Genomic DNA, 23,537 nt, shown 5'->3' on the forward strand with positions numbered 1-23,537 from the left:
CGGGGATAACAGGCTGATACCGCCCAAGAGTTCATATCGACGGCGGTGTTTGGCACCTCGATGTCGGCTCATCACATCCTGGGGCTGAAGCCGGTCCCAAGGGTATGGCTGTTCGCCATTTAAAGTGGTACGCGAGCTGGGTTTAGAACGTCGTGAGACAGTTCGGTCCCTATCTGCCGTGGACGTTTGAGATTTGAGAGGGGCTGCTCCTAGTACGAGAGGACCGGAGTGGACGAACCTCTGGTGTTCCGGTTGTCACGCCAGTGGCATTGCCGGGTAGCTATGTTCGGAATAGATAACCGCTGAAAGCATCTAAGCGGGAAACTAGCCTCAAGATGAGATCTCACTGGAACCTTGAGTTCCCTGAAGGGCCGTCGAAGACTACGACGTTGATAGGTTGGGTGTGTAAGCGCTGTGAGGCGTTGAGCTAACCAATACTAATTGCCCGTGAGGCTTGACCATATAACACCCAAGCAATTTGCTGACCTGAGAAGGCACCAGATTACGGTGTGTGAAGACGAAATGAACCGAAAGTTCGACGTTCACAAACACCGAAAGCTATCACATACCCAATTTGCTGAAGCGAGGCCAGCTGGTCACGACTCAGTACCCGAATTTCTTGACGACCATAGAGCATTGGAACCACCTGATCCCATCCCGAACTCAGTAGTGAAACGATGCATCGCCGATGGTAGTGTGGGGTTTCCCCATGTGAGAGTAGGTCATCGTCAAGATTAAATTCCAGAACCCCCTGTTTGCTAACGCAAGCAGGGGTTTTGTTTTGGGCGGTCGGAAAGCTAAACAGGCGCTGAGCTTGCTCGCGATGGGCGGTAACCCTAACCACCTGACACGCCGCAGAAGCCCAAAATCTGCCCTTACATTACATCCCAAGACCGCCAATACCGCCTTCAGTGCTAAAGTCGCTCCCTCGATTTTGCTTTTCCCAAGGAAGCCGTTATGCCGGATGCGACGTCCCTCACCGCTGGATTCATGGTGGTTCACGGCAACCGCCTGGACGAACTGCGCAGCCTGGTAGTCAGCTGGATGCGTCGTTATCCGCTGGCTCCCCTGGAAAATGAAATCGCCCTGGTACAAAGCAACGGTATCGCCCAATGGCTCAAGCTGGCCTTGGCCGAAGATCCGGAAGAAGACGATATGGGCGGCTGCGGCATTGCTGCCGCTATCGATGTCCAGCTCCCCGGCAGCTTTATGTGGCAACTGTATCGCATGGTCCTGGGCAAGGATGAAATCCCGGCCAAGTCCCTGCTCGATAAGGCCCCGCTGACCTGGCGCCTGATGCGCCTGCTCCCGGAGCTTATCGACCAACCGCACTTTGAGCCCCTGCAGCGCTTCCTGACCCACGACACCGACCTGCGCAAACGCTATCAACTGGCGGAACGCTTGGCCGACCTGTTCGACCAATACCAGGTATACCGCGCCGATTGGCTGGAAGACTGGGCCGCCGGCCGCCACCAACTGCGCAACGGTCGAGGTGAAGCCAAACCACTGAACCCCGCCAATTGCTGGCAGGCGGAACTGTGGCGAGCATTGCTCCTGGATGTGGGTGAAGAGGGCATGGCCCAAAGCCGCGCCGGCGTGCACCAACGCTTTATCGAACGCATCAACACCCTTGAGCAAGCGCCCCCGGGATTGCCTTCCCGAGTGATCGTCTTCGGGATTTCTTCACTGCCCGCGCAAGCACTCGAAGCCCTCGCTGGTCTGGCGCGATTCAGCCAAGTGCTGCTGTGCGTACACAACCCCTGCCGCCACCATTGGTCCGACATCGTCGCCGATAAAGACCTGCTGCGTAATGAGTACAAGCGCCAGGCGCGCAAGGCCGGCATGCCCGTCACCATCGACCCCCAAACCCTGCACCAGCACGCCCACCCGCTGCTGGCCGCCTGGGGCAAACAAGGTCGTGACTACATCAGCCTGCTGGACAGTTACGACGACCCCAACAGCTACCGCGCCGCCTTCCGTGACGGCCGCATCGACCTGTTCAGCGACAGTCAGCCGACCACATTGCTCAACCAACTTCAGGACGACATCCTTGAACTGCGCCCGCTTAACGAAACACGTGAGCTCTGGCCTGTCGTCGACCTGAATAACGACAGCTCCATCCGTTTCCACGTTGCCCACAGCGCCCAGCGCGAAGTGGAAATTCTCCATGATCAATTGCTCCAACGCTTCAGCGCCGACCCCACGCTGCGCCCGCGGGACATCATCGTCATGGTCCCTGATGTCGACAGCTACGCCCCGCATATCCGCGCCGTGTTCGGCCAGTTGGAAAGGTCCGACCCACGTTTCATCCCCTTCACCCTCACCGACCAAGGCCAGCGCGGCCGCGACCCTCTGCTGATCGCCGTGGAGCACCAGCTTAAACTCCCGGACAGCCGCTTCCCGGTCAGCGAAATCCTCGACCTGCTTGACGTTCCCGCCCTGCGCGAGCGTTTCGCGATCAAGGAGCGCGACCTGCCCACGCTGCACCGCTGGATCGAAGGTGCGGGCATCCGTTGGGGCCTTAACGCCGAGCAAAGGGCCGGTCTGGGGTTGCCAAACGAGCTGGAACAAAACAGCTGGCGATTTGGCCTGCGCCGTATGCTGCTGGGTTACGCCGTCGGCACCGGCCTCGCCTGCGACGGCATTGAGCCCTACGATGAAATCGGCGGCCTCGACGCTGCCCTGATCGGCCCTCTGGTGGCCTTGCTTGACGCCCTGCATGACGCGCATCAAGCGCTGTCCCAACCGGCGATCCCGCAAGCGTGGGGCGAGCGCCTGCAGGGCCTTATGCAATTGTTCTTCCTGCCCAGCAGCGAACACGATGACTACCTCCTGGGCCAACTTGAACAGCTCAGGGAAGACTGGCTAGAGACCTGCGAGTCCGTCGGCCTACAGGACGAGTTACCCCTCACCGTAGTCCGTGAAGCCTGGCTCGCCGGCCTGGACCAGGGTCGCCTGTCCCAGCGCTTCCTCGCCGGAGCTGTCAATTTCTGCACCCTGATGCCCATGCGTGCGATCCCGTTCAAGCTGGTCTGCCTGCTGGGCATGAATGATGGCGACTACCCGCGTGCCCAACCGCCGCTGGACTTCGACCTGATGGGCAGCGACTACCGCCCCGGCGACCGTTCACGCCGTGAGGACGACCGCTACCTGCTGCTCGAAGCGCTGCTGTCGGCCCGCGACCAGCTCTATATCAGTTGGGTCGGTCGTAGTATCCGCGACAACAGCGACCGCCCGGCTTCGGTATTGATCGGCCAACTGCGCGACCATCTCGCCAGCGGCTGGCAGAACGCAGACGCCCAACTCCCCCTGTTGGACGCCATGACTCAAGAACATCCGCTCCAACCCTTCAGCGCCCGCTACTTCCACGAAGGTGACGAACTGTTCAGCTACGCCCGTGAATGGCAATTGCTGCATCAGGCCGCGGATGCCGCCCCGGAAGAAGATGAACTCACGCCGCACCAACAGGACGAACCGCTGAGCCTCGGCCAACTGCAGGACTTTCTGCGTAACCCGGTCAAACATTTCTTCAGCCAACGTCTGAAAGTGTTCTTCGAAGCCGCCGAAGTACCGCTGGCAGATGAGGAGCCCTTCGTGCTTGACGCACTGCAACGCTACAGCTTGAGCGACAGTCTGCTGAATGCCGCGCTGAGCCAGCCCGAGCACCTCGACCGGGCCTTGAACGCCCAGGCCCTGCGCCTGCAAGGCAGTGGTCTGTTGCCCATGGTCGGTTTCGGCGAGTGCCTGCGCAACGAACTGATCGAGCCTCTGCCAGACCTGTTGCAGCGCTACCAACAGCTTCTGGCTCTCTGGCCAACCCCCACACCACCGCTGAACCGATCAGTTTTGAGCATCAAGGTATCGCGTTGGAAGGCTGGATCAGCGGCCTGCACCGACGCAGTGATGGCGGTTTGCTAAGCGTGACTACCATCCCCAACAGCATCGGCTCGATCAAGACTCGCAAGTGGCACCGGCTGATTCGTCCGTGGGTTAACCATGTGGTCGCCTGCGCCTGCGGCTTGCCCCTCAGCACGGGGTTGGTCGCCAGTGACGACACCTTGCTCCTGGCTCCGCTGGATCAGTCGGGCGCCCGGGAAATCCTCGGCGACCTGTTGCTGGCCCGGCACAATGGCATGCGAAAGCCGCTCCCCGTAGCGGTTAAAACCGCCTTCGCCTGGCTCGGCCAAACCGACCCCGCCAAGGCCCAGGGTGCTGCCAGCAAAGCATACGAGGGCGACGGCCTGACCACCGACGGCGAGCGCCGCGAAACCCCAGCGCTCACCCGCCAGTTCCCCGACTACGCGGCGCTCATCGCCAGCGAAGAATTCGAAGGTTGGTGCGAAACCCTGTATCGCCCACTGATCAACGCCCCATGGCGATCGCTCAGCAGTGAGGAGGCCGGCGCATGAGCAGCAAACCCTTGGCCCTGGCCTTCCCGCTAAAAGGCAGCCAGCTGATTGAAGCCAGCGCCGGCACCGGCAAGACTTTCACCATTTCCGCCTTGTACCTGCGCCTGGTGCTCGGCCATGGGGGCGATGAGTCCGGCTTTGGCCGCGAACTGTTGCCGCCGCAAATCCTGGTGGTGACCTTCACCGACGCCGCCACCAAAGAGCTGCGCGAGCGCATCCGCATTCGCCTGGCTGAAGCCGCACGCTTCTTTCGTGACGAAATCCAACAACCGGATGCCCTGATCGCCGACCTGCGCGACCAATACCTGCCCGAGCAATGGCCCGCGTGCGCCAACCGCCTGGACATCGCCGCGCAATGGATGGATGAAGCCGCCGTCTCGACCATCCACAGTTGGTGCCAGCGCATGCTGCGCGAACACGCATTCGACAGCGGCAGCCTGTTCACCCAAACCCTGGAAACCGACCACAGCGACTTGCTCGGCGAAGTGCTACGCGATTACTGGCGGCTGTTCTGCTACCCGATGCACGACGACGCGCTCAATTGGGTACGCAGCAACTGGGGTGGCCCGGCCGCGTTGATGCCACGCGTGCGCGCCCTGTTCGGCAGTGAACGGCCCACCGATGAAGCCCGCGAGCCCGCAGAGCTGATCAACGCCTGCCTGCAAGAGCGCCGCGAAGCGCTGTTACAACTCAAGGCGCCCTGGCAGCAATGGGCCGCCGAACTGCGTGATATCTGCCTGCAAGCCGTGGCCGCCAAAGCCGTCGATGGCCGCAAGATGCAAGCGCGTTACTTTGAGCCCTGGTTTGAAAAGATCAGCGCCTGGGCGGCTGACGAAACCCTCGAACAACTGGACATCGGTACCGGTTTCACGCGCCTCACCCCCGACGGCATGGCCGAAGCCTGGAAGGGCGACCCGCCGCAGCACCCCGGCATCGATGCGATGGCCGGCCTCAAAGCCGCTCTCGACGCACTGCCAACCCCCGACGCCGCCGTGTTGCAACACGCTGCCGGTTGGGTGGGTAAACGTTTTGAAGAAGAAAAACGCCGCCGCGCCGAAATGGGCTTCGACGACATGCTGATCCGTCTCAACGCGGCCCTGCAAAGCGACGGCGGCGAACGCCTGGCCAGTGTGATCCGCGAACAGTTCCCGGTGGCCCTGATCGACGAATTCCAGGACACCGACCCGGTGCAATACAGCATCTTCGACAGCATCTATCGCATCGAAGAAAACCACCACGACAGCGGCCTGTTCCTGATCGGTGACCCCAAGCAGGCGATCTATGCGTTCCGTGGCGCGGACATCTACACCTACCTGCGCGCCCGCCAGTCCACCACCGGCCGCCACCACACGCTGGGCACCAACTTCCGCTCCAGCCATGCGATGGTCGAGGCGGTTAATCATGTGTTCCAGCGTGCGGAAACCGGCCGTGGCGCGTTCCTTTTCCGCGAGCCGAATGGCGGCAACCCGGTGCCGTTCCACTCGGTACTGTCCCAAGGGCGCAAGGAGCAATTGCAGGTCGACGGTCAGACGCTGCCGGCCATGAACCTCTGGCACCTGGCTACCGATCAGCCGATTTCCAACGCGGTATATCGCCAGCAACTGGCTGGCGCCTGTGCCACGCAAATTGTCGAATTACTCAACGGCGGGCAACAAGGCAGCGCCGGTTTCCTACACGCGGACGGTAGCTTCAAAGGCGTACTTCCGTCAGACATCGCCATCCTGGTACGCGACGGCAAAGAAGCCCAAGCCGTGCGCGCCGAGTTGGCTGCTCGTGGCGTGCGCAGTGTGTACCTGTCGGATAAGGACTCAGTGTTCGCCGCCCAGGAAGCTCACGACCTGCTGGCCTGGCTCAAGGCCTGCGCCGAGCCGGACGTCGAACGCCCGCTGCGTGCCGCCTTGGCCTGCGTCACCTTGAACCTGTCATTGCCGGAACTGGAGCGTCTGAATCAGGACGAGCTGGCGTGGGAAACCCGCGTAATGCAGTTCCGTGGCTACCGGGCGATCTGGCGCACCCAAGGCGTGCTGCCGATGCTGCGGCGCCTGCTGCACGATTTCAAACTGCCGCAAACCCTGATCGCCCGCAGTGATGGCGAACGCGTATTGACCAACCTGTTGCACCTCAGCGAATTGCTGCAACAGGCCGCGTCGGAACTGGACGGCGAGCAGGCGTTGATTCGCCATCTGGCCGAACACCTGGCGCTGTCGGGGCAGGCCGGCGAAGAGCAGATCCTGCGCCTGGAAAGTGACGAGCAACTGGTCAAGGTGGTGACCATCCACAAATCCAAGGGCCTGGAATATGACTTGGTGTTCCTGCCGTTTATCTGTTCGGCCAAGCCGGTGGACGGCAGCCGTTTGCCGCTGCATTACCACGACGAGCAGGGCAAATCCCAAGTGAGCCTGCGCCCGACCGCCGAACTGATCGCCCAGGCCGATGATGAGCGCCTGGCTGAAGACCTGCGCTTGTTCTATGTGGCCCTGACCCGCGCCAAACATGCGTGCTGGCTCGGCGTTGCCGACCTCAAGCGCGGCAACAACAGCAGCTCCGTGTTGCACCTGTCGGCACTCGGCTATTTGCTCGGCGCCGGCGCGGCGCTGGGAGAATCCGCCGGGCTGGCGCGCTGGTTGCTGGATCTGCAGGCAGGCTGCGCCGCCATCGATTACGGCCAGGTCCCTGACGCGCAAGACAGCTTATTCCACCCGCCGCGCAACCAAGCCACTTTGCTTGCGCCGTTGCTGCCCAAGCGCAAGGCCGCCGAAAACTGGTGGATTGCGTCCTACAGCGCGTTGCGCATTGGCGACAGCATGAGCGCCGCCACTCTCGAAGCGCCGGAAAGCCCACAGGCCCAGAAACTGTTCGACGACGAACGCCTGGACCCCGACGCCCCGCGTGAAGTGGCAGCGTCTGGCGGTGATATTCACCGTTTCCCACGCGGCCCCAATCCCGGCACCTTCCTGCATGGCCTGTTGGAGTGGGCGGGGGAAGAAGGTTTCAACGTCACCCCAGAGGCCATCGAAAAAGCCGTGGGTGCACGCTGTAACCGGCGCAATTGGGAGGGCTGGATCCTCACCCTCAGCGGCTGGCTGGGCCATCTGCTGCAAACGCCGCTGCCGGTGGATAACGATCACGTCAGCCTCAGCAGCCTGCAGCAGTATCAGATCGAAATGGAGTTCTGGTTCGCCAGCCACAAGGTCGACGTGCTCGCCCTCGACAAGCTGGTGTGCCAGCACACCCACAACGGCGTGTCCCGCGTTGCCGCCGAACCGGTGCTGCTCAATGGCATGTTCAAGGGCTTTATCGACCTCACGTTTGAACATGACGGCCACTACTACGTGGCCGACTACAAATCCAACTGGCTCGGCCCTGACGATTCGGCCTACACCCATGAAGCGATGGAACAGTCGATCCTTGAGCATCGGTACGACCTGCAATACGTACTTTACCTGCTGGCCTTGCACCGCCAGCTGAAGGCTCGCCTGCCGGACTACGAGTACGAGCGCCATATCGGCGGCGCGCTGTACCTGTTCCTGCGCGGTACCCGGGCCGCCAGCCAGGGCGCGTATTTCACTCGGCCGCCACGCGAGCTGATCGAAGGCTTGGACCTGTTGTTCCAGGGCAAACCCATCCCGCCCAAGGTTGAGCCCGCCTGGGAACAAGGAGTGCTGTTATGAGCCTGTCGCCGTTACCGCTTGAGGAACTGGCGCCCCTGAGCCACGCCGCCGACCTGCTGCAACTGCTCGAACGCTGGGTGGAGCGTGGCTGGCTGCGTGCGCTGGACAAGGCGTTTGTCGGCTTCCTGCACGAACTCGACCCGCAGGCCGACCCGCTGGTGCTGCTGGCTGCGGCATTAACCAGTCATCAGTTGGGCCATGGACACGTGTGCCTTGACCTGTTCGAAACCCTCAAGGCGCCGGATTTCGCCCTGTCCTTGCCGCCCGAAGGCGACCTGCAAACCGGTGCCATGCTGCTGCCCTCGCAACTGCTCGACGGTGTGGACGGCGCGCACTGGTGCCATGCCCTGGCCGCCAGCCGCCTGGTGGCCCTGGCCGTCGATGGCAGTGACGCTGCGCAAAGCCGCCCGTTGGTGCTGTCCGGCAAGCGCCTGTATTTGCGCCGCTACTGGACCTACGAACGACGCATCGACACGGCCTTGCGCCTGCGCCTGGCGACCCAGGAAAGTCTCGCCGCCGACTTGCCGCAACGCCTGAATAGCCTGTTCGACCAACCGCCACCCGATGGCGTGATCGACTGGCAAAAGCTCGCCTGCGCCCTGGCCACCCGTGGGGCGTTCAGCATCGTCACTGGCGGCCCCGGCACGGGCAAGACCACCACCGTGGTACGCCTGCTCGCGCTGTTGCAGGCGCCCGCCGTGGAAGCCGGCACGCCGTTGCGCATCCGCCTCGCCGCGCCTACCGGTAAGGCCGCTGCGCGCCTCACCGAATCCATCAGCCAGCAAGTGCTGTCGCTGAAAGTGCCGGAAAGCGTGAAGGAAAAAATCCCGACCCAAGTCACCACCGTGCACCGCCTGCTGGGCAGTCGCCCGGGCACTCGGCATTTCCGTCACCACTTGGGCAACCCATTGCCGCTGGATGTACTGGTGGTGGACGAAGCCTCGATGATCGACCTGGAAATGATGGCCAACCTGCTGGACGCCTTGCCGCCCCATGCGCGCCTGGTGCTGTTGGGCGACAAGGACCAGCTGGCGTCTGTGGAGGCGGGCGCGGTACTCGGCGATTTGTGCCGCGACGCCGAAGCTGGCTGGTACAGCCCGCAGACTCGCCAATGGCTGCAAACCGCCAGCGGCGAAGACCTCAGCGCCAGCGGCCTGCAGGAAGACCTCGATGGCAGCCACCCCCTGGCCCAGCAAGTGATGATGCTGCGGTACTCGCGGCGTTTTGGCGAAGGCAGCGGCATCGGCCAACTCGCACGGTGGGTCAACCAGCAAAACGCCGACGAGGCGCGCAAGCTGCTGGCCGCCCGCAGCCACCCAGATCTGTTCTGCGTGAGCCTCAAGGGCGAGCACGACCACGCGCTGGAGCGCCTGGTACTGGACGGGCAGGGCGATGGCGCCGGCGGATATCGCTATTACCTCAACCTGCTGCACAGTGCGCGTCCGGCCCTCGACACCCCGCGTGAGGACATCGCCTGGACCCACTGGGCGCAACAACTGCTGCAAGCCTTCGACGCGTTCCAGTTGCTCTGCGCCGTGCGCAAGGGCCCGTGGGGGGTGGAGGGCTCAACCTGCGCATCACCGCCGCCTTGCGCAAAGTGCGCCTGATTGAGGGTGACGAGCAATGGTACGAGGGCCGCCCCGTACTGATGACGCGCAACGACTACGGCCTGGGCTTGATGAACGGCGATATCGGCATTGCCCTCAAACTGCCCGAAAGCGACGGCGGCCCTCAGGTGCTGCGAGTCGCTTTCCCACGTAACGATGGCCAGGGCGGCGTGCGTTTTGTACTGCCCAGCCGTCTGAATGATGTGGAAACCGTGTACGCCATGACCGTGCACAAGTCCCAGGGCTCCGAGTTCACTCACACCGCGCTGATCCTGCCGGATGCGCTTAACCCGGTGCTCACCAAAGAGCTGATCTACACCGGCATCACCCGCGCCAAGCGCTGGTTCAGCCTGATCGAGCCGCGTGGCGGGGTGTTTGAGGAAGCGGTAAGGCGCAAGGTCAAGCGCTTGAGTGGGCTGATGCTGGAGTTGGGTCAGGAGTCAGAAATATCTGACGCTGTGCTATCGTTGCGGCATCACCCTGAAAACATCTGAGAGAAATCGCTGCATGAACGTGGCTGTCTCGTCCACAGAGCGTAGTTTGAGCTGGAGACACCTGCTGCTGGTGGCGCTTCTGTGCCTGCTTGCGCCCCCTGCGGGGGCCCAGGCCGCCAGCCCTGCCGACTCCCGCGCCCAGGCGGTCACCCAAGTGGTGCTCGGTATCCTCAGTTATGCGCGCTGGCCGGTGGAGCCTGCGCAATTGCATTTGTGCATCGTCGGGCCGACCCAATACACCGACGACCTGGTCAAGGGCACCACCCAGGCCACTGGCCGCCCGGTGGTGGTACAGCGCCTGTTGGCCGACCATCCCGATATCGTCAATGCGTGTGACGCCGTGTACATCGGCAAGCTCACCGGCGATGAACGCAACCGTCTGTTTGCCTCGTTGATCGGCCACCCGGTGCTCAGCATCAGCGAAGGGGGCGACCAGTGCACGGTGGGCAGCCTGTTCTGCCTGCGGGTAGGCGATGAACAAGTGTCGTTCGAGGTGAACCTCGACTCCGTGGCGCGCAGCGGCGTGCGCATTCACCCCAGCGTACTGCAACTGTCCCGCCGCCGAGCGACCACGCCATGAGGGTCGATAACGCGCGACCGACCCTGCGTTCGGTCATCGGCCGGGGGCACCTGATCCTGGCGCTGGTGGCGGTGAGCCTGGCGAGTATCTCCCTGACCCTGCTCGGCGTGCTGGCACTGCGTGTGTACGCCGAGCACAACCTGCACCTGATCGCACGCTCCATCAACTACACCGTGGAAGCGGCGGTGGTGTTCAACGACAGCGCGGCGGCCACCGAAGCCCTCAGCCTGATCGCCTCCACTGAAGAAGTGGCCCAGGCCGAAGTGTTCGACGCCAATGGCAAGCTGTTGGCGCAATGGACACGTCCGGAAACCGGCATGCTGTCGCGGGTCGAACTGGAGCTGGCGCACACCCTGCTCGAACAGCCGATCAGCCAGCCGATCCAGCACCAGGGTCGCACCATCGGCAGCATTCACCTCACCGGCCATGGCGCCAGCCTGTTGCGCTTTCTGCTTAGCGGGTTGGCCGGGATTCTGATCTGCACCGCCCTCAGTGCCTGGGTGGCCCTGCACCTGGCGCGGCGCTTGCTGCGCGGAATCACCGGCCCGCTGCAAAGCCTGGCCGCCGTGGCCCACGCGGCCCGCAGCGAACGTGATTTCGACCGCCGCGTGCCACCGGCGCGAATCGCCGAACTCGACAGCCTGGGCAGCGACTTCAACGCGTTGCTCGGCGAAATGGAAGCCTGGCAAAGCCACCTGCAAAGCGAAAACGAAAGCCTCGCGCACCAGGCCAACCACGACAGCCTCACCGGCCTGCCCAACCGTGCGTTCTTCGAAGGCCGCTTGATTCGCACCCTGCGCAGCGCCGCCAAGGCCAAGGAACAGGTGGCGGTGCTGTACCTCGACAGCGACCGTTTCAAAGAGATCAATGACAGCTTTGGCCATGCTGCAGGCGATGCCGTGCTGGTCGCCGTCGCCGAGCGTGTGCGGGCTCAACTGCGTGAAGATGACCTGGTGGCGCGCCTGGGCGGTGATGAATTCGCCATCCTGTTGGCGCCACTGCACAAGGTCGAAGATGCCCGGCGCATCGCCGACAAGATCATCGCCAGCATGGACCAGCCGATTCCCGTGCCGGGCAACACCCAGGTAGTGACCTCCCTCAGCATCGGTATTGCCCTCTACCCCGATCATGGCGCCACCCCCGGCACCTTGCTCAATGCCGCCGACGCAGCGATGTACCAGGCCAAGCGCCTGTCATTAGGTGGCCAGCAAACGGCGGAGTCGGAGCACCCCGTCGCCAACGTTCAACACAGGAGTTGATCCCTTGTTCTCGACCACGCGTTTTATGTTTATCACCCTGCTGGTGGCCCTGCTGGGTCTCGGCGGTTGCCAGACGGCCCCACCCAAGGGACTGACCCCGGCGCAGGTCGCGGTCCTCAAGCAACAAGGCTTTGAGTTGACCGACGACGGCTGGGCGTTCGGCCTGTCCGGCAAAGTACTGTTTGGCAGCGACGTCGAAACCCTCAACCAGCCCAGCACCGACATCGTCCAGCGTATCGGCAAGGCCCTGCTGAGCGTGGGTATCCAACGCGTGCGCGTCGACGGCCACACCGACGCCTCGGGCAAGGAAACCTACAACCAGCAACTGTCCCTGCGCCGCGCCAAAAGCGTGGCTACGGTGCTGACCACTGTGGGTATGAAAGAAGAGAATATCCAGCTGCGCGGCCTGGGCAGCAGTCAGCCAGTGGCGTCCAATGACACCGCGGCAGGGCGCACCGAGAATCGGCGAGTGTCGATTGTGGTGATTGCGGACTGAGGGCTCACCCCATTCCGATTTTGTAAGGCGGTCGGACGTGGGAGCAGGCAGCCAGCTCCCACACCAATTTGTGTTTGAGCTGAATGTTGCGTCCGCCGCTTACACTCGTCGCGAGACCGGATCACCGAGCCATCGTTGATGGTGCTTTAATCCGCGAATTTTATCTCCCGCGTTTCCCCCATCAATAGCCCCTGGTTCTGCTCCGTCACCTCCCTGATGTAATCCCACAACAAGGTAATCCGCTTCAACTTGCGCAGATCCTCCCGGCAATACATCCAGAACTGCCGCGTAATCGCAATCTGCTCCCCCAGTACCGGCAGCAAACGCGGGTCCTGCGCGGCCAAAAAGCACGGCAATATCGCCATCGACCGCCCCTGCTGCGCCGCCACGTACTGCGCGATCACGCTGGTGCTGCGCAGGCTGGCGCTGGCGCCGGGCACCACGTTGGCGAGGTAGAGCAGCTCGGAGCTGAACGCCAGGTCATCCACATAGCTGATAAAGGGATGCTCGGCCAGATCCGCAGGTTTGCGGATCGGCGGGTGTTGGTCGAGGTATTCCTGGGTCGCGTACAGCTGCAATTTGTAGTCACACAGTTTGCAGCACACATACGGCCCGTGTTCCGGGCGTTCCAGGGCGATAACAATGTCGGCTTCGCGCTTGGACAGGCTGATGAAGTGGGGCAGGGGCAGGATGTCGACGGAGATTGCCGGGTAGGTGTCGACAAAGTGGCTGAGCTGCGGCGTAACAAAAAAAACTGCCGAAGCCTTCGGTGCAGCCCATGCGCACATGGCCGGACAGCGCCACGCCAGAGCCGGACACCTGCTCGCAGGCCATGTGCAGGGTGCTTTCGATGGACTCCGCGTAGCCCAGTAAACGCTGGCCCTCGGCGGTGAGCACAAAACCGTTGGTCCGGGATTTTTCGAACAGCAGCGTGCCGAGTGACACTTCCAGAGAGCTGATGCGCCGCGACACGGTGGTGTAGTCCACCGCCAGGCGCTTGGCGGCCACGCTGGCCTTGCGGGTGCGGGCCACTTCGAGGAAAAACTTCAGGTCGTCCCAATTCAGGGAGCCCAGCGATGTGATGTTTTTTTGCATATTGGACCGGCTTTTATGTGCGTTCTTATTAGAGATTTGCACATCTATACTCCAAAAACAGTCCGAACGCCTCATTTCCCAAGGCGGTTTACGCGCCTTGTCTCTGCATAACTATAAGATTTGGAGACCACATGAACGCTTCTGCCGATATTTCCGTGCAACGGGTCAAGTTGCTGATCAACGGTGAATGGGTTGAGTCCCTGACTACCCACTGGCAAGACATCGTCAACCCGGCCACCCAAGAGGTGTTGGCCAAAGTCCCTTTCGCCACCGCCGATGAAGTCAACGCCGCCATCGACGCCGCCCATCACGCTTTTCAAACCTGGAAGCTCACGCCGATCGGCGCACGCATGCGCATCATGCTCAAGCTGCAAGCGCTGATCCGCGAACATTCCAAACGCATCGCCGTAGTCCTCAGCGCCGAGCAGGGTAAGACCATTGCCGATGCCGAGGGCGATATTTTCCGTGGCCTGGAAGTGGTGGAACACGCGTGCTCCATCGGCACCTTGCAGATGGGTGAATTCGCTGAAAACGTCGCCGGTGGCGTCGACACCTACACCCTGCGCCAGCCCATCGGTGTGTGTGCGGGGATTACCCCGTTCAACTTCCCGGCGATGATTCCGCTGTGGATGTTCCCGATGGCGATTGCCTGCGGTAACACCTTCGTGCTCAAACCGTCCGAGCAGGACCCACTGTCGACCCTGCTGCTGGTGGAGTTGGCACTGGAAGCCGGTGTACCGGCCGGTGTGCTCAACGTGGTGCACGGCGGCAAGGATGTGGTGGATGCGCTGTGCACCCATAAAGACATCAAGGCGGTGTCCTTCGTCGGCTCGACCGCCGTGGGTACTCACGTGTACGACCTGGCCGGTAAACATGGCAAGCGCGTGCAGTCGATGATGGGCGCCAAGAACCACGCCGTGGTGCTGCCGGACGCGAACCGTGAACACACCTTGAATGCCCTGGTCGGTGCCGGTTTCGGCGCGGCAGGCCAGCGTTGCATGGCCACCTCGGTGGTGGTGCTGGTGGGTGCAGCCAAGCAGTGGCTGCCGGATCTGAAAGCGCTGGCGCAAAAACTCAAGGTCAATGCCGGCAGCGAAGCGGGCACGGATGTCGGCCCGGTGATTTCCAAGCGCGCCAAGGCGCGCATCCTGGAGCTGATCGAAAGCGGCGTGAAAGAAGGCGCCAAGCTGGAGCTGGATGGCCGAGACATCAAGGTGCCAGGCTTCGAACACGGCAACTTCGTAGGCCCGACTTTGTTCTCGGGCGTGACGACCGATATGCAGATCTACACCCAGGAAATCTTCGGCCCGGTACTGGTGGTGCTGGAAGTGGCGACGCTGGATGAGGCCATCGCGCTGGTCAACGCCAACCCGTTCGGCAACGGCACCGGCCTGTTCACCCAAAGCGGTGCGGCGGCGCGTAAGTTCCAGAGCGAAATCGATGTAGGCCAGGTCGGCATCAACATCCCGATCCCGGTGCCGGTGCCGTTTTTCAGCTTCACCGGTTCGCGTGGTTCCAAGCTCGGCGACCTCGGCCCCTATGGCAAGCAAGTGGTGCAGTTCTACACCCAGACCAAAACCGTTACCAGCCGCTGGTTTGACGACGACACGGTCAACGATGGCGTCAACACCACCATCAACCTGCGCTGATTTGGGGAGACGATCATGAAGATTGCATTTATCGGCTTGGGCAACATGGGCGCGCCCATGGCCCGCAACCTGCTTTTGGCAGGGAATAAGTTGAATGTGTTCGACGTTAATCCAGGCGTGTTCAAGGAGTTCGCAGAACTGGGCGCCACCGTCACAGGCTCACCGCGTGAAGCTGCACAAGGCGCCGAGCTGGTAATTACCATGCTGCCCGCCGCCGCCCATGTGCGCAGCGTTTGGCTGAATGAAGACGGTGTGCTCGCCGGGATTGGTGAAGGCGTGCCGGCCGTGGATTGCAGCACCATCGACCCGCAAACCATCCGCGACGTTGCCGCTGCGGCGGCCAAGCAAGGTGTGGTGATAGCTGATGCTCCAGTTTCTGGCGGCACCGGCGGTGCTAGCGCAGGGACGTTGACTTTCATGGTCGGCGCCACCCCGGAACTGTACGCCACCCTGCAACCGGTGCTGGCGCAGATGGGTCGCAATATCGTGCATTGCGGTGACGTGGGCACCGGCCAGATTGCCAAGATCTGCAACAACCTGTTGCTGGGGATCAGTATGGTCGGCGTCAGCGAGGCCATGGCCCTGGGCGATGCACTGGGCATCGACACGCAAGTGCTGGCCGGCATCATCAACAGCTCCACCGGGCGCTGCTGGAGTTCGGACACCTACAACCCGTGGCCGGGCGTGGTTGAAACTGCGCCGTCATCGCGTGGTTATACCGGTGGGTTCGGCGCCGACCTGATGCTCAAGGACCTGGGCCTGGCCACCGAAGCCGCGCGCCAGGCCAAGCAGCCGGTGATTCTTGGCGCTGTGGCCCAGCAGTTGTATCAATCGATGAGTCAGCGTGGGGAAGGCGGCAAGGACTTCTCGGCGATCATCAACAGCTACCGCAAGCCCAAGTAGTGCTGCGACCAGTTTAACGGTGGCGAGCGGGCTTGCCCGCGTTGGGCTGCGAAGCAGCCCCAGTACCGTCACCGAGTTTTTCCAGTTAAAAAGCAGTAACTGGACCGGGGGCTGCTACGCAGCCCAACGCGGGCAAGCCCGCTCGCCACAACAAGCCCGCTCGCCACAACAAGCCAGTTCGCCACAAGAAAGCGGTTGGCTGTAGGAGTGGCTCAGGCAAACACAAAATACTTACGCACCGTCTCGACCACTTCCCACGTCCCCTTCATCCCCGGTTCCACCACGAAGATATCCCCAGCCCGCAGGTGGATCGGCTCCATGCCTTCCGGGGTGATCACGCAGTAGCCTTCCTGGAAATGGCAGTATTCCCACTTCACGTATTCCACGTACCACTTGCCCGGGGTGCAGATCCAGGTGCCCATGATCTTGCTGCCGTCTTCGCTGGTGTAGGCGTTGAGGTTGACGGTGTGCGGGTCGCCTTCGAGTTTTTGCCATTTGCAGGCATCCAGGACGGGCAGCGGGTGGGTGTCGCGCAGTACGGTGATGGGCTTGGACATGATGACTCCGAGGCAGGGGATCGAGAGTCGAACCCTATAGGGTCGGTGGGCGGGTCAGTGGTCTGAACTCGACATCGGGATGCCCAGAAGCGCAGGCATACGGTGATTCAGCAGGCACCACAAAACCCTGTGGGAGCCGGGCTTGCCCGCGATGGCGACGGCGCAGGTTGCCTCTCATTACCTGACACGACGCCATCGCGGGCAAGCCCGGCTCCCACAGATATATGCGTTAATCCGCCATTTATTCGCAGTAAGTGCGAAAGATTTCCCGTATGGCGCAGGAATTCGCAAGAAAATTCGCAGCGGGCCCTCGTATCATTCACCCCAGAACGAGTGAGAGCCTTGAAATGAACCCAATAAAAACGTGGTGGGATATCAGCCCGCCCTTGAGCACGGCGACCCCTACCTGGCCGGGCGATACGCCGTTCCAGGAAGAGCGCGTGTGGCAGTTCGGCCCGGAGTGCCCGGTGAATGTCGGGCGCATTACTTTGTCGCCGCACACCGGCGCCCATGTGGATGCGCCGCTGCATTACAGCGCGGACGGCGCGCCGATTGGCGAAGTGTCGCTGGAGGTGTACATGGGCCCATGCCGCGTGCTGCATTGCCTGGGCAGCGGCGCGCTGGTGCAGCCGCATCAACTGCAAGGGCGTGTGGATAACCTGCCGGAGCGCGTGCTGCTGCGTACTTATCCACAAGCGCCGCTGACAGAGTGGGATTCGAACTTCACCGCCGTTGCGCCGCAAACCATCGAGTTGCTCGCCAGCCTGGGGGTGCGCCTGATCGGTATCGATACGCCGTCGCTGGACCCGCAACAGTCCAAGACCATGGATTCCCACAACGCCGTAGCCCGCCATGGCATGGCGATTCTCGAAGGCATCGTGCTCGATGACGTACCGGAGGGCGACTATGAATTGATCGCGCTGCCGCTGCGCTTTGCCAACCTGGACGCCAGCCCGGTCCGCGCCATTCTCCGCCCGCTCAAGGAGCCCACGCGATGAGCCAGTGTCCTTTTTCTCCCGATTATCAGCCGCCCGAAGAATGGCATAACGCCGAACTGAATTTTTCCGAGTCCATGAGCTATGGCGATTACCTGGACCTGGGCAAAGTCCTCAGCGCCCAGCACCCGCTGTCGCCGGACCACAACGAAATGCTCTTCATCATCCAGCACCAGACCTCCGAGCTGTGGATGAAACTGATGCTCCACGAACTCAAGGCCGCCCGCGAGCACGTGCGCCTGGGTGAGTTGCCGCCGGCGTTCAAGATGCTGGCGCGGGTGTCGCGGATCTTTGATCAACTGGTGCACGCCTGGGCGGTGCTGGCGACCATGACGCCGTCCGAGTACAAGGCGATTCGCCCGTTCCTGGGGCAGTCGTCGGGGTTCCAGTCGTTTCAGTACCGTGAGATCGAATTTATCCTCGGCAACAAAAGCGCGGCGCTGTTGCGCCCGCACGCCCATCGCCCGGAGTTGTTGAACGAGTTGAAAGTGGCGATTGCCACGCCGTCGCTGTATGACGAGGCGGTCAACCTGATGGCGAAGGCGGGGTTGGCGATTGATCCGCAACGCGCTCAGCGCGATTCCACGGCGGCGACGGTTCACGATGAATCGGTGGAGGCGGCGTGGCGTGAGGTGTATCGCGACCCGAGCCGCTATTGGGATTTGTATCAGTTGGCCGAGAAGTTTATCGACCTGGAGGATTCGTTCCGCCAGTGGCGCTTCCGGCATGTGACCACGGTGGAGCGGATTATCGGCTTCCAGCCGGGTACGGGCGGGACGGAAGGCGTGGGGTATTTGCGCAAGATGCTCGACACCGTGCTGTTCCCCGAGCTGTGGCGAGTACGCTCCACGCTCTAAACAAAAGCCCCGGTAATCCGGGGCTTTCTGTTTTGGAATGCAATTCAATGTGGGAGCTGGCTTGCCTGCGATAGCGGTGTGTCAGTTAACACCTCCAGTGACTGACACACCGCCATCGCGGGCAAGCCCGGCTCCCACAGGTATCACTGTGCGTTCACTACCGCATTGCTGTTGCGCACCCGCATCCGGTAAGCGATATAGATAATCCCCACCCAAACCGGCATCGCATACACCGACTCGCGAATACCCGGGATCGCCAGCATCACGCTGATGATCATCAGCATGAACGCCAGGCACAGGTAGTTGCTGAACGGGAACCAGAAGGTCTTGAACGACGGCGTCACACCTTGCTCGCCCATGGCCTTGCGGAACTTGATATGGGTGATGCTGATCAGCGCCCAGTTGATCATCAGCGAGGCAACCACCAGCGCGAACAGCAGCTCCAGGGCACTTTGCGGCGCCACGTAGTTGACCACCACGCACAGCATGGTCACCAGTGCCGAAATCGCCAGCGCGCGCAGCGGTACGCCTTGCTTGTTGAGCTTCATCAGCGCCTTGGGCGCATCGCCTTGCTCGGCCAGGCCAAACAGCATGCGACTGTTGCAGTACACGCCGCTGTTGTACACCGACAGCGCCGCGGTCAGCACCACGAAGTTAAGGATGTGCGCGGCGGTGTCGTTGCCGATCAGCGAGAAGATCTGCACAAACGGGCTACCACTGTAGGCATCGCCTGACGCGCCGAGGGTTTGCAGCAGTTGGTCCCACGGGTACAGCGACAGCAGCACGGTCAGGGCGCCGACGTAGAAAATCAGGATCCGGTACACCACCTGGTTGATCGCTTTGGGGATCACTTTGCGTGGCTCGCTGGCCTCGGCGGCGGTGATGCCCACCAGCTCCAGGCCACCGAACGAGAACATGATGAAGGCCATGGACATCAACAGCCCCATGCCGCCATTCGGGAAGAACCCGCCGTGGCTCCACAGGTTGCTGACCGAGGCTTGCGGGCCGCCAGTACCGCTGAACAACAGGTAGCAGCCGAGTACGATCATGCCGACAATCGCCACCACCTTGATGATCGCGAACCAAAACTCGGCTTCACCGAAGAACTTCACGTTAAGGGTGTTGATCAGGTTTACCGCAACGAAGAACACCAGCGCGCTGACCCACGTGGGGATCTGCGGCCACCAGAACTGGATGTATTTGCCCACGGCCGTCAGTTCGGCCATGCCCACCAGCACATAGAGCACCCAGTAGTTCCAGCCCGCCAAAAAGCCCGCGTAGCCGCCCCAGTACTTGTGTGCGAAGTGGCTGAAGGAGCCGGCCACCGGCTCTTCGACGATCATCTCGCCGAGCTGGCGCATGATCAGGAACGCGATAAACCCGGCAATCGCGTAGCCGAGGATCATCGACGGGCCCGCGGACTTGAGCACCCCGGCCGAGCCGAGGAACAACCCCGTGCCGATCGCCCCTCCCAAGGCGATCAGCTGAATATGCCGGTTCTTCAGGCCACGTTTGAGGCCCACCGGGTTAACCATGTCATCCGCCATTAACATTCCCTTCTACTTTTGTATTTCTCAGGGTTGATTGCACGCCGCACCCGCCCCCCAGAACTGCTGAGGGGTCAGATATTACTCTGCGTAAACTTTTCGTAATACAGCTGAACGCCATCAAGTGCCTGATCCGCCAGCCATTGCTGGATGGATTCGACCATTGGAGGGGGCCGCACACGTACATATCCGCCGATTGGTCGCGCAATTCGGCCAAGTCGAAATGCTCGGTGAGGTAGCCGCGCTTGCCGGGCCAGTCGGGTGATGGGTTGCTCAGCACTTCGGTGTAACGAAAACCCGGGATTTTGGCAGCGTATTGGGTGATGCGCGCCGCCTCGCATAAATCTTCGGCGCCGCGCACGCCGTAGTACAGGTGCACAGGTTGGTCGCAGCCGTTGGCGGCCAGTTCATCGAGCATCCCCAGCAAGGCCGACAAGCCGGTGCCGCCGGCCACCAGCACCAGCGGCTGGGTGACATGGCGCAGATAGAACGCACCCAAGGGCGCCTCCATCAGCACTTCATCACCGACCTGGCAACGCTCGCGCAGGTAGTTGCTCATCACCCCGTCGGGCAGCAGGCGCACCAGAAACTGCACTTGATTGCCCGGCCGATTGGCGAAGGAGTACGCGCGCCAGCTGTCGGTGCCGGGCACCGCCAGGCGGGCGTACTGGCCGGGCAGAAAATCCAGCGGCGCCGCCAACTGCACCTGCACAATCGCGGTGCTGGTCGACACTTGCCGCACCTCGCTTACCGTGCCGCGCACTTGCACCGGGCCCGGCGCATTGCACAGGCTGGAATCAAAATCGAAGTAGAACGCCGCATCGGATTTGACCCGGGTCTGGCAACTGAGCATTTTGCGCTGTTGCAGGTCGAGGCTGGAGAGGGCTTCCTCATCCACATAATCCTGGGTGTAATCGCCGGACTCGCAGCGGCCCTGGCAGGTGCCGCACACCCCTTCGCGGCAATCCAGAGGGATCTTGATGCCGTTGCGCAGGGCCGCGTCCAGCAGGATTTCATTGGCGCCCACCGGGAAAAACAGAGTCTTGCCGTCGGCAAAACTGAAGGCCACTTTGTGATTCATTTTTTGTACTCCACCTATTTTCTGTGGCAAACCTGCTTCTTGTGGCGAGCGGGCTTGCCCGCGTTGGGCTGCGAAGCAGCCCCAATAAAGCCAGCGCAGTTGTTCAGTTAAAACGCGGTGCCAGAGCCGGGGGCCGCTTCGCGCCCCAACGCGGGCAAGCCCGCTCGCCACAGAAAGCCTGCTTGCCACAAAGAGCCGGGTTGCCACGCGGGCGCGTTTAGAGGTGATAGAAATCCAGCACCGAGTTGATGGTGTCGTTGAGCAGCAAGGCGTGCTTGCGCGTGATCAGCCAGCTGTCGCCGTGGGGTTTCAGGCGGTAAGTGGCAGGCCCGTAGAACTGCTCCGAAGTGGCCAGGCGATAGAACAGCGTGTGCCAGTTCAACTTCACCTCCAGCGTGCCATCCGCCTGTTCGGCGATGCGCACGTTGTTGATCAGGTGCAAGGTGCGCGGCATCGGTGTGGCCGACGCCGCCTTGCCGGTGCGCAGGCGGAACACGCGGTCTTCCAGGCCGGAGCGGTTGGCGTAGTAGATCAGCGACATCTCGCGTTTGGGGTCGCGGGTGTAGACGTGCTCGGAGTCCCATTGCGGCAGGTGAAATTCGCTTTGCGGGTCGAACAGCTGCACGTAAGCGTCCCAGTCCTGGGCGTCGCACAGCTCGGATTTACGGTAGAAGAACTGCTCGATCCGATACTGCAGCTGGGCATTCATCACTGCACCTCCCGCAGTTTCAGCGCTTGTTGATCCAGGCCGTTGAGCAAAAACTGCTGCCAGTTACGGTGCTGGTTGACGTACAGGCCCTCATGGGTGAACTCGGTGCCAGTCATGGCTGGCTGGATGCCGATGGCCTCGCTGTTCGGCGTGGGCCCGGTTTCCCAGCGGTGGCTGCCGCGTGAGATGTCGCTCCAGCGCTCCAGACGGCCCTGGAAACCGCGCTGGGCTTCACGGAATTCCACCAGGTCATCCGGGGTACCCATGCCGGACACGTTGAAGAAATCCTCGAACTGGCGGATGCGGTTTTCACGGTCGGCATCGGACTCGTTTTTCACCCCCAGGCACTGGCTGATGATCTCGGTCTTGTTCCACGCCACCGGGCGGATGATGCGCAGTTGCGAGCTGATCTGGTCGAGGAAGAACAGGCTCGGGTAGATATTCAGGTTGCGCAGGCGGTGCATCATCCATTCGGCCTTTTGCTGGCCGTGTTCCTCTACCAGGCGCGGCATGATAGTGGCGTAGCCGGAGCGCACGCTGGGGTTGGGCATGTCGCTGAACAACAGACTGTGGCCATTGTTGAACGCGAACCAGCCGTCATCGGTGTTGGCGTCGCCGGCGCCGAGCTTGCTGTAGTCCAGGGTAGTGCCTGCGCCGGTGCCGTTTTCGGTATTCACTTGCTGGCGATGCTGCACCGTGGCCACGTAGTTGTAGTGCACGGTACTGACGTGATAACCGTCCAGGCCGTTTTCGTTCTGCAGCTTCCAGTTGCCGTCGTAGGTGTAGGCGGATTTGCCCGGCAGTACTTCCAGCTCACCGCTGGCGGACTGCGCGACCATCATGTCGAAGAACACTTTGGCGTCGCCGAGGAAGTCTTCCAGGCTGTCGGTGCCCTTCACATCCAGGCTGATGAAAACGAAACCCTTGTAGCTTTCGATGCGTGCTTTTTTCAGGCCACGGGTGGCCTTGTCGAAACCCTCCGGGTATTCCCCCGGCGCCTTGACCTTCACCAGCCGGCCATTGCTCTTGTAGCACCAGGCGTGGAACGGGCAGGTAAAGGTCGACTGGTTGCCCTTGCCGACCCGCGTCAGTGTGGTGCCGCGATGCTGGCACGCGTTGATCAGCGCATTGAGCTGGCCCTCGCCGTCGCGGGTGATGATCATCGGCTGGCGCCCGGCGCGCATTGTCACGAAGTCGTGGTTATTCGCCAGTTCGCTTTCGTGGCAGGCGTAGATCCAGTTCTTTTCGAAGATCAGCTCCATCTCCAGGTCGAACAATTGCGGTTCGGTGAACATGTCGCGGGCGATGCGAAACACGGCGTCTGCCGGACGAAAATCCAGGCAGATTTCGATAAAGCTTTTCCATTGCTCGACGCTTTTTGCACCACTCATGGGAGGCACCTTTTGTTAATGGCTAAACAGGTAGGCCATTAAGAGGCTGCGACGGCGCGGTGGGCTATCCGCTTAATGGGGGAAGATGGGCCGCAAAATTGGGCAGCAAATACCCAACCCGGTGCAGAGCGGTGACGGGATGCGCTACTGTCTGGCGGGGCAAGGGGCGTAAAAATCTGCGACTTATCCACATAGTCGACGGTTGCTATCCACCCAGTGGCAATTGCGCTGGCGTGG

The 23,537-nt window shown here is 61.9% G+C and carries 12 protein-coding genes, 2 rRNA genes and 4 pseudogenes (1 of these 18 only partly in view); 12 read left to right on the plus strand and 6 right to left on the minus strand.

Annotation, left to right across the window (positions count from 1 at the left end; genetic code table 11):
- The 8 genes and pseudogenes from LRS56_00025 to LRS56_00060 form a co-directional block, all read left to right on the plus strand.
- A 23S ribosomal RNA gene (locus tag LRS56_00025) occupies positions 1-462 on the plus strand (it extends 2,431 nt beyond the left edge of the window).
- 156 nt (positions 463-618) lie between these two features.
- Positions 619-734: ribosomal RNA gene (rrf, locus tag LRS56_00030) — 5S ribosomal RNA — on the plus strand.
- Positions 735-957: 223 nt separating this feature from the next.
- Positions 958-4,409 (plus strand): annotated as a pseudogene (recC, locus tag LRS56_00035) (exodeoxyribonuclease V subunit gamma).
- The gene (gene recB / locus LRS56_00040; GenBank protein WDU63033.1) at positions 4,406-8,080 is read left to right on the plus strand and encodes an exodeoxyribonuclease V subunit beta; all 3,675 of its coding nucleotides are present in this window, start codon (positions 4,406-4,408) and stop codon (positions 8,078-8,080) included. Before recC ends, recB begins: the two are co-directional and overlap by 4 nt.
- Positions 8,077-10,181: pseudogene (recD, locus tag LRS56_00045) on the plus strand (exodeoxyribonuclease V subunit alpha). The gene recB and the pseudogene recD overlap by 4 nt, the downstream one beginning before the upstream one ends.
- 13 nt (positions 10,182-10,194) lie before the next feature.
- Complete coding sequence (locus LRS56_00050) at positions 10,195-10,761, plus strand: YfiR family protein (GenBank protein WDU63034.1); 567 nt, start codon at positions 10,195-10,197, stop codon at positions 10,759-10,761.
- Positions 10,758-12,020 (plus strand): diguanylate cyclase, encoded by a 1,263-nt coding sequence (locus tag LRS56_00055; GenBank protein ID WDU63035.1) that lies wholly within the window; start codon positions 10,758-10,760, stop codon positions 12,018-12,020. Before LRS56_00050 ends, LRS56_00055 begins: the two co-directional genes overlap by 4 nt.
- 4 nt (positions 12,021-12,024) lie before the next feature.
- Positions 12,025-12,516, plus strand: coding sequence for an OmpA family protein (locus LRS56_00060; protein WDU63036.1), 492 nt, complete (start codon positions 12,025-12,027; stop codon positions 12,514-12,516).
- Between the two features lie 146 nt (positions 12,517-12,662).
- On the opposite strand, the pseudogene LRS56_00065 reads toward LRS56_00060, so the two are convergent.
- Positions 12,663-13,611: pseudogene (locus tag LRS56_00065) on the minus strand (LysR family transcriptional regulator).
- A 131-nt stretch (positions 13,612-13,742) separates the two neighbouring features.
- Between LRS56_00065 and LRS56_00070 the strand changes: the two are divergent.
- Together LRS56_00070 and mmsB are read left to right on the plus strand one after the other, a co-directional pair.
- Positions 13,743-15,260 (plus strand): CoA-acylating methylmalonate-semialdehyde dehydrogenase, encoded by a 1,518-nt coding sequence (locus LRS56_00070; GenBank protein WDU63037.1) that lies wholly within the window; start codon positions 13,743-13,745, stop codon positions 15,258-15,260.
- 15 nt (positions 15,261-15,275) lie between these two features.
- Positions 15,276-16,163 (plus strand): 3-hydroxyisobutyrate dehydrogenase, encoded by an 888-nt coding sequence (mmsB, locus tag LRS56_00075; GenBank protein WDU63038.1) that lies wholly within the window; start codon positions 15,276-15,278, stop codon positions 16,161-16,163.
- 212 nt (positions 16,164-16,375) lie between these two features.
- On the opposite strand, the gene LRS56_00080 is transcribed toward mmsB, so the two are convergent.
- Entirely contained in the window at positions 16,376-16,720 is a 345-nt protein-coding gene (locus LRS56_00080) for a cupin domain-containing protein (GenBank protein ID WDU63039.1), read from the minus strand.
- Between the two features lie 347 nt (positions 16,721-17,067).
- On the opposite strand from LRS56_00080, the gene kynB reads away from it, so the two are divergent.
- Complete coding sequence (gene kynB, locus LRS56_00085) at positions 17,068-17,718, plus strand: arylformamidase (protein WDU63040.1); 651 nt, start codon at positions 17,068-17,070, stop codon at positions 17,716-17,718.
- Positions 17,715-18,572 carry a tryptophan 2,3-dioxygenase gene (gene kynA / locus LRS56_00090; protein WDU63041.1) on the plus strand — a complete coding sequence of 286 codons (858 nt, stop codon included), beginning with the start codon at positions 17,715-17,717 and terminating at the stop codon, positions 18,570-18,572. The genes kynB and kynA overlap by 4 nt, the downstream gene beginning before the upstream one ends.
- A gap of 143 nt (positions 18,573-18,715) precedes the next feature.
- Here kynA and LRS56_00095 read toward each other — a convergent pair whose 3' ends face one another.
- The 4 genes and pseudogenes from LRS56_00095 to antA form a co-directional block, all read right to left on the minus strand.
- Positions 18,716-20,119: an amino acid permease gene (locus tag LRS56_00095; GenBank protein WDU63042.1), complete on the minus strand. Its 1,404-nt coding sequence runs from the start codon at positions 20,117-20,119 to the stop codon at positions 18,716-18,718.
- 74 nt (positions 20,120-20,193) lie between these two features.
- Positions 20,194-21,200: pseudogene (antC, locus tag LRS56_00100) on the minus strand (anthranilate 1,2-dioxygenase electron transfer component AntC).
- 217 nt (positions 21,201-21,417) lie between these two features.
- A complete protein-coding gene (gene antB / locus LRS56_00105) occupies positions 21,418-21,909 on the minus strand; it encodes an anthranilate 1,2-dioxygenase small subunit (protein WDU63043.1) in 492 nt (163 codons plus the stop codon).
- Entirely contained in the window at positions 21,909-23,300 is a 1,392-nt protein-coding gene (gene antA / locus LRS56_00110; GenBank protein WDU63044.1) for an anthranilate 1,2-dioxygenase large subunit, read from the minus strand. Before antA ends, antB begins: the two co-directional genes overlap by 1 nt.
- Positions 23,301-23,537 lie beyond the last annotated feature (237 nt).

The organism is Pseudomonas poae (genome assembly GCA_028869255.1).
Lineage (GTDB): Bacteria > Pseudomonadota > Gammaproteobacteria > Pseudomonadales > Pseudomonadaceae > Aquipseudomonas > Aquipseudomonas poae_C.